This is a genomic window from uncultured Gemella sp., assembly GCF_963519265.1.
GTDB lineage: Bacteria > Bacillota > Bacilli > Staphylococcales > Gemellaceae > Gemella.
The window spans coordinates 1-4,968 of record NZ_CAUQNQ010000092.1; the positions used below are offsets into that span (position 1 = coordinate 1).

Below are 4,968 nucleotides of genomic sequence, written 5' to 3' on the forward strand. Positions count from 1 at the left end.
CAAATTCACCGTGACTCGCGATGATAATTCCTACCATCTTAGTACCTCCTTTTATATAATACTTATTTTATTATGACGTGTATACCTTTGCATACAAATAGATTATATCATTTATTAATTTTTTTGTAAATGTTTTAGTTTCTCACTTTACAAATATTGAAATCGATTTTTTTATTGAATCATATACAAAATATATATTTTTTTTATAATATAAATATAAAAACTATTAGTACCACTTTTACAACTAAAATTAAACAACATTTTGGCTATTTTTCATGTAAATATATATTTTAAAAATAATATTATGAAAATATTATTTTCATGCTTTCATATTATTCTTGATTCTTTTGTATAATATAAAAAAAGATAGTGCCTAATTAATACTATCTTTTTCATTAATTTTCAATTAATCATAATTTTATTATTTAATACTTCTTTCAGGGAACAACATTTTCAATACGTTTAATGATAATCTTCTAGATTTTCCAGAATGTGGATAAATATGCATCATCATCATAGGATTGAAATTAGCCTCTATTACTCCGTAATTTTCTCCATTCATTTCTTCTGTTATATCTGGAATAATCAAATCAATGCCACAAACTTTTGCCATCATAGCATCTGTAACTTCTACAGCTAACTTTTTATAGCTATCATGAACCGAGTCTGTCATATCGATTGAATCTCCTCCTGTACTTATGTTTGAATTTTCTCTAAGATATGCTACTTTATTCTCAGGTAAAATAGATTCAAAAGTTAAACCTTGTTCATTTAATTGAAGCTTTTCGATTTCTCCTAATTCAATTTTTTTCAGTGGAGTTTTTTTAGCATCTCCTCTTAAATGATTAGAATTTTTTATCTCAACTAATTCTCTAATTGTATGTTTTCCATCACCAACTACATTGGCAGGAACTCTTAATAATACAGCTTCTGTTTTTCCTTCAATTACGAAAAATCTATACTCTGTTCCTTCTATAAATTCTTCAATTAATATATCTTTATCTTCTTTTAATGCAAATTCAACAGCTTTTGAATAGTTTTCTAAGGAACTTGTTCCATTTTTAAATATCGTTATACCTAAGCCAAAATTAGTACTTTTTGGTTTTATAACTATTGGTTTATTTTTTATATAATTAAACTTCTGAATTGCTTCATCTAAACTAGAAACTTCATATCCCTTAGGCACTCTAAAATCTTTTTCATCTAAAACTTTTTTAGTAACTACTTTATTTTCCATAATCAATGGAGAAATATAGCTATCTTTACTTGTCATATTTCCATTTTTTACATACTCTACATGACCTTTATTTTCTAAACGAATAAATTGATCATTTTCATCAATTACAGTAACTTTAATTCCATTTTTTATAGCATCCTCAATTACTGCTTGTGTAGAAAGTTCCATATTATCATATGCACTTAATGAATAGTATTCTTGCAATGCTTGTTCTTTATATTTCTTAGCCAATTCTATTCCAACTCTTGCAATATTATTATCTTTTTCATACTCTGATAATAATTTCGCTCCAAGAGTTAGCTCAGGATTTTTAAGCTCATTGATTTTCTCATCAATTAGTTCAACATCACTCTTAAATAATCCTAGCTCCTCAACTAATTCTTTCATTTTATTTAGGAACCATACTCCCTCATCTTCATAAGGAATATTATTAAATGGATGAGCCAACGCAACATTTTCACTATATTCATATCCTAAAGATTCTGAAGTTTCTTTATCAACCTCTTCTAGCCAAACTAATGTTTTTAAGAATAAATGAACAAATCTAATATCTTTTTCTAGTATCCCAAAAGGTGCAAATGGATTCAAGTCAAACAGACGAAACTCCATATATTTTATACCTTCTTTTAGGAATTTCACTATAGTATCCGCTCCTCTGAATCGAACACTAGAATAAAATTCTTTCTCGGCTATTAGATTTCCATTTTTTACATATCCAGTTATATCTTCAATATATTTTTCTAATGAACTGTACGATACTTTGATATCCTCATCATTAACATATCCATAGCGACTAGTACGTAAACTGCGCACATAATCACTAGGTTCCACTCCATTTGTAAAATACTTATCTTCTGCTAGTGGAGAAGCTCCATATAAATATATTAAGATCCATTGATATCTTATAAATTGTCTTGCTAACTTTAAATAAATTTCATTTTTTACATCTACTAAATCTTTTTTAGTAATCTTAGCTACCTTTTCCATAAATTTATCATCAAGTTGAAAATTATAATGAATACCTGAAACCATCTGTTTATATTTACCATATTTTTCTACTAAATATTCTCTATATTCCACATCAGATTTTTTTTCAAATTGAGCAACTCTTATTTCACTTTCATCTGGTAAAATTGCAGGTATACTTAGTGGCCAGATATATTCGTTATTAGGCATATGTTTAAGTGTAACCTCATGAACTGCGTTTAATATTCTAAGAACATCTCTTTCACTATTTTCTGGGGTAGTAATTAATTCAACTTGCGATTCTGCAAAATCAGTTTGAATATATGGGTGCTCATGACGAACTCCAAATACTTTTGGATGATCTGATTTTGAAATTGTGCCATCCTCTAAAATTCTTTGCCCCTCTTTTTCTAAACCAATTTTAACATTAGAAAATACTTCTTCTAAGTTATTATTTTTTATTAAATCTCTGATTATCATATTTTATCACTCTCTACATACAATATAGTTACATTCTATCTTATCATAAATACGAGATTTATAATAGAAATTAAGCTCAAAAAATAAGTATAATAAAATAAATACTTACAATAAATTTGTACTTATGATATAATCAAATTACACTTAAGAAAGGGGTATGAGATTCGATAAAATATCGTATTTCTAATAATTACATGATAAAATTAATTGCTAGTGATATGGATGGAACTTTACTAAATAGTAATCATAAAATTCCTAAAAATAATATAGAACTGATAAAATTTGCTCAAAAAAATGGAATTGAATTTGTAGTAGCTACTGGAAGAGCATATTATGAAGCACTTCCTTCTTTAAATGATGAAAATATAAAATGTGATGTTATAAGCTTTAATGGAGGCATAATATATGATAAGAATGGAAATATCATTAATATTACTCCTATGAAATTAAAAGATTTATACTATACAATTGAGATCTTAAAAAGTTTAGATATAAGTTATCAACTTTATACAAAAAATACTATTTATACAAAAAGTATAGAAACTGATATAACTGCTTATATCGATCTAATACGAGCAAACGGAGAAGAACCAAATGAACAACACTTAAGACAAGAAGCTAAAAATAGACTTGCATTAGGTCATATTACCGAAGTTGATAATATAGAGTTATACTTAAATCAAGAAAATAATCCTGCTATTAAAGTAATCGGTATATCAAATGATTTAGAAAAATTAAAACATGCTACTGAACTACTTTCAGGAAATGATAATATTAGTGTTACATCATCAGGGGCTAATAACGTCGAAATTATGGACAAAAAAGCTACAAAAGGTGAAGCATTAAAAATAGTCGCTGATGTACATGATATCAACTTAAAAAATGCTATTGCTATAGGTGACAATCTAAATGATCAAGCCATGCTAGATATAGTTGAATATAGTATTGCGATGAAAAATGGAAATAAAGATCTACAGAAAACTTCTAAATTTATCACTGAGAAAACAAATTCGGAAAGTGGCGTTGCTGATTCAGTTATGAAATTATTAAAGGAAAAAAATGAATTCTACGAAGATATAAATCAAACACTAGTAGAAGCCGCTATAGAAGCTACAAAATTTTCGTACGTTCCATATTCAAACTTTAAAGTTGGTGCAGCAATACTCGCAGATAATGGAAAAATATACACTGGATGTAATATAGAAAATGCAAGCTATTCTCCTACTAACTGTGCAGAAAGAACTGCAATATTCAAAGCTGTTAGTGAAGGTGTAACAAAATTTAAAAAAATAGCAGTTGTAGGTGGTCCTAATGGGAATTTAGAGAATTACTGTCCACCTTGTGGAGTATGTCGACAAGTTATTTCGGAATTTGCAGATGAAGAATTTGAGTTAATTCTAGGAACATCAAAAAATAAATATGAAGTATACAACTTTTTTGAAGAAGTATTACCACTTAGCTTCACAGCAAAAGAATTAAAAAAATAAAATTAAAGAGCAATTCTAGTATAATTAGACTTGCTCTTTAATCTTTATAAAACTTAATTATAAAAAAAAGTCGTAACAAAAGTTACGACTTGGTTAAGATGACCCGTACGGGATTCGAACCCGTGTTACCGCCGTGAAAGGGCGGTGTCTTAACCACTTGACCAACGGGCCAAAAAATTTAAAGGCTAAATTAATAGCCTTATATTTAATTAATGAGCCATGAAGGACTCGAACCTTCGACCCTTTGATTAAAAGTCAAATGCTCTACCAACTGAGCTAATGGCTCATGGCTGGGATACCTGGATTCGAACCAGGGGAATGACGGAGTCAAAGTCCGTTGCCTTACCGCTTGGCTATATCCCAATATTAAGAATGGTGGGAAGAAGTGGATTCGAACCACTGAACCCTAAGGAGCGGATTTACAGTCCGCCGCGTTTAGCCTCTTCGCTATCTTCCCGGCTTATTTAAAAAATGGTGGAGGTTAACGGGATCGAACCGCTGACCCCTTGCTTGTAAGGCAAGTGCTCTCCCAGCTGAGCTAAACCTCCGTTCAAATGGTGACCCGTACGGGATTCGAACCCGTGTTACCGCCGTGAAAGGGCGGTGTCTTAACCACTTGACCAACGGGCCAAAAAATGGCTCCACAGGCAGGACTCGAACCTGCGACCCTCTGATTAACAGTCAGATGCTACTACCAACTGAGCTACTGTGGAATAATAAGTCTAATGCTTTAGCACTAGACCTCAAAAGCCTGGCAACGTTCTAGTCTCACAGGGCGTAAGCCCAACTACATTCGAC

Annotated in this window: 2 protein-coding genes and 7 tRNA genes; 1 reads left to right on the forward strand and 8 read right to left on the reverse strand. The window is 30.3% G+C overall.

Features of this window, described 5'->3' with window-relative positions; genetic code table 11:
* Nucleotides 1-421 precede the first annotated feature (421 nt).
* Nucleotides 422-2,683, reverse strand: a complete 2,262-nt coding sequence (gene gshAB, locus RWN11_RS07110) for a bifunctional glutamate--cysteine ligase GshA/glutathione synthetase GshB (protein WP_314161053.1) — start codon at nt 2,681-2,683, stop codon at nt 422-424.
* Nucleotides 2,684-2,877: 194 nt separating this feature from the next.
* Here gshAB and RWN11_RS07115 point away from each other — a divergent pair, with 194 nt between their 5' ends.
* Complete coding sequence (locus RWN11_RS07115; protein ID WP_314161054.1) at nt 2,878-4,170, forward strand: cytidine deaminase; 1,293 nt, start codon at nt 2,878-2,880, stop codon at nt 4,168-4,170.
* A 99-nt stretch (nt 4,171-4,269) separates the two neighbouring features.
* Here RWN11_RS07115 and RWN11_RS07120 read toward each other — a convergent pair.
* The 7 genes from RWN11_RS07120 to RWN11_RS07150 all read right to left on the reverse strand — a co-directional run bounded on the left by RWN11_RS07120 (nt 4,270) and on the right by RWN11_RS07150 (nt 4,883).
* Nucleotides 4,270-4,341: transfer RNA gene (locus RWN11_RS07120), tRNA-Glu, on the reverse strand.
* 42 nt (nt 4,342-4,383) lie between these two features.
* A tRNA-Lys gene (locus tag RWN11_RS07125) sits at nt 4,384-4,456 on the reverse strand.
* 1 nt (nt 4,457) lies between these two features.
* A tRNA-Gln gene (locus tag RWN11_RS07130) sits at nt 4,458-4,533 on the reverse strand.
* Between the two features lie 10 nt (nt 4,534-4,543).
* Nucleotides 4,544-4,627 (reverse strand) — tRNA-Tyr (locus tag RWN11_RS07135).
* Nucleotides 4,628-4,642: 15 nt separating this feature from the next.
* Nucleotides 4,643-4,718, reverse strand: a tRNA-Val gene (locus RWN11_RS07140).
* Nucleotides 4,719-4,725: 7 nt separating this feature from the next.
* Nucleotides 4,726-4,800, reverse strand: a tRNA-Glu gene (locus RWN11_RS07145).
* A 6-nt stretch (nt 4,801-4,806) separates the two neighbouring features.
* Nucleotides 4,807-4,883: transfer RNA gene (locus RWN11_RS07150), tRNA-Asn, on the reverse strand.
* Between the last annotated feature and the right edge of the window lie 85 nt (nt 4,884-4,968).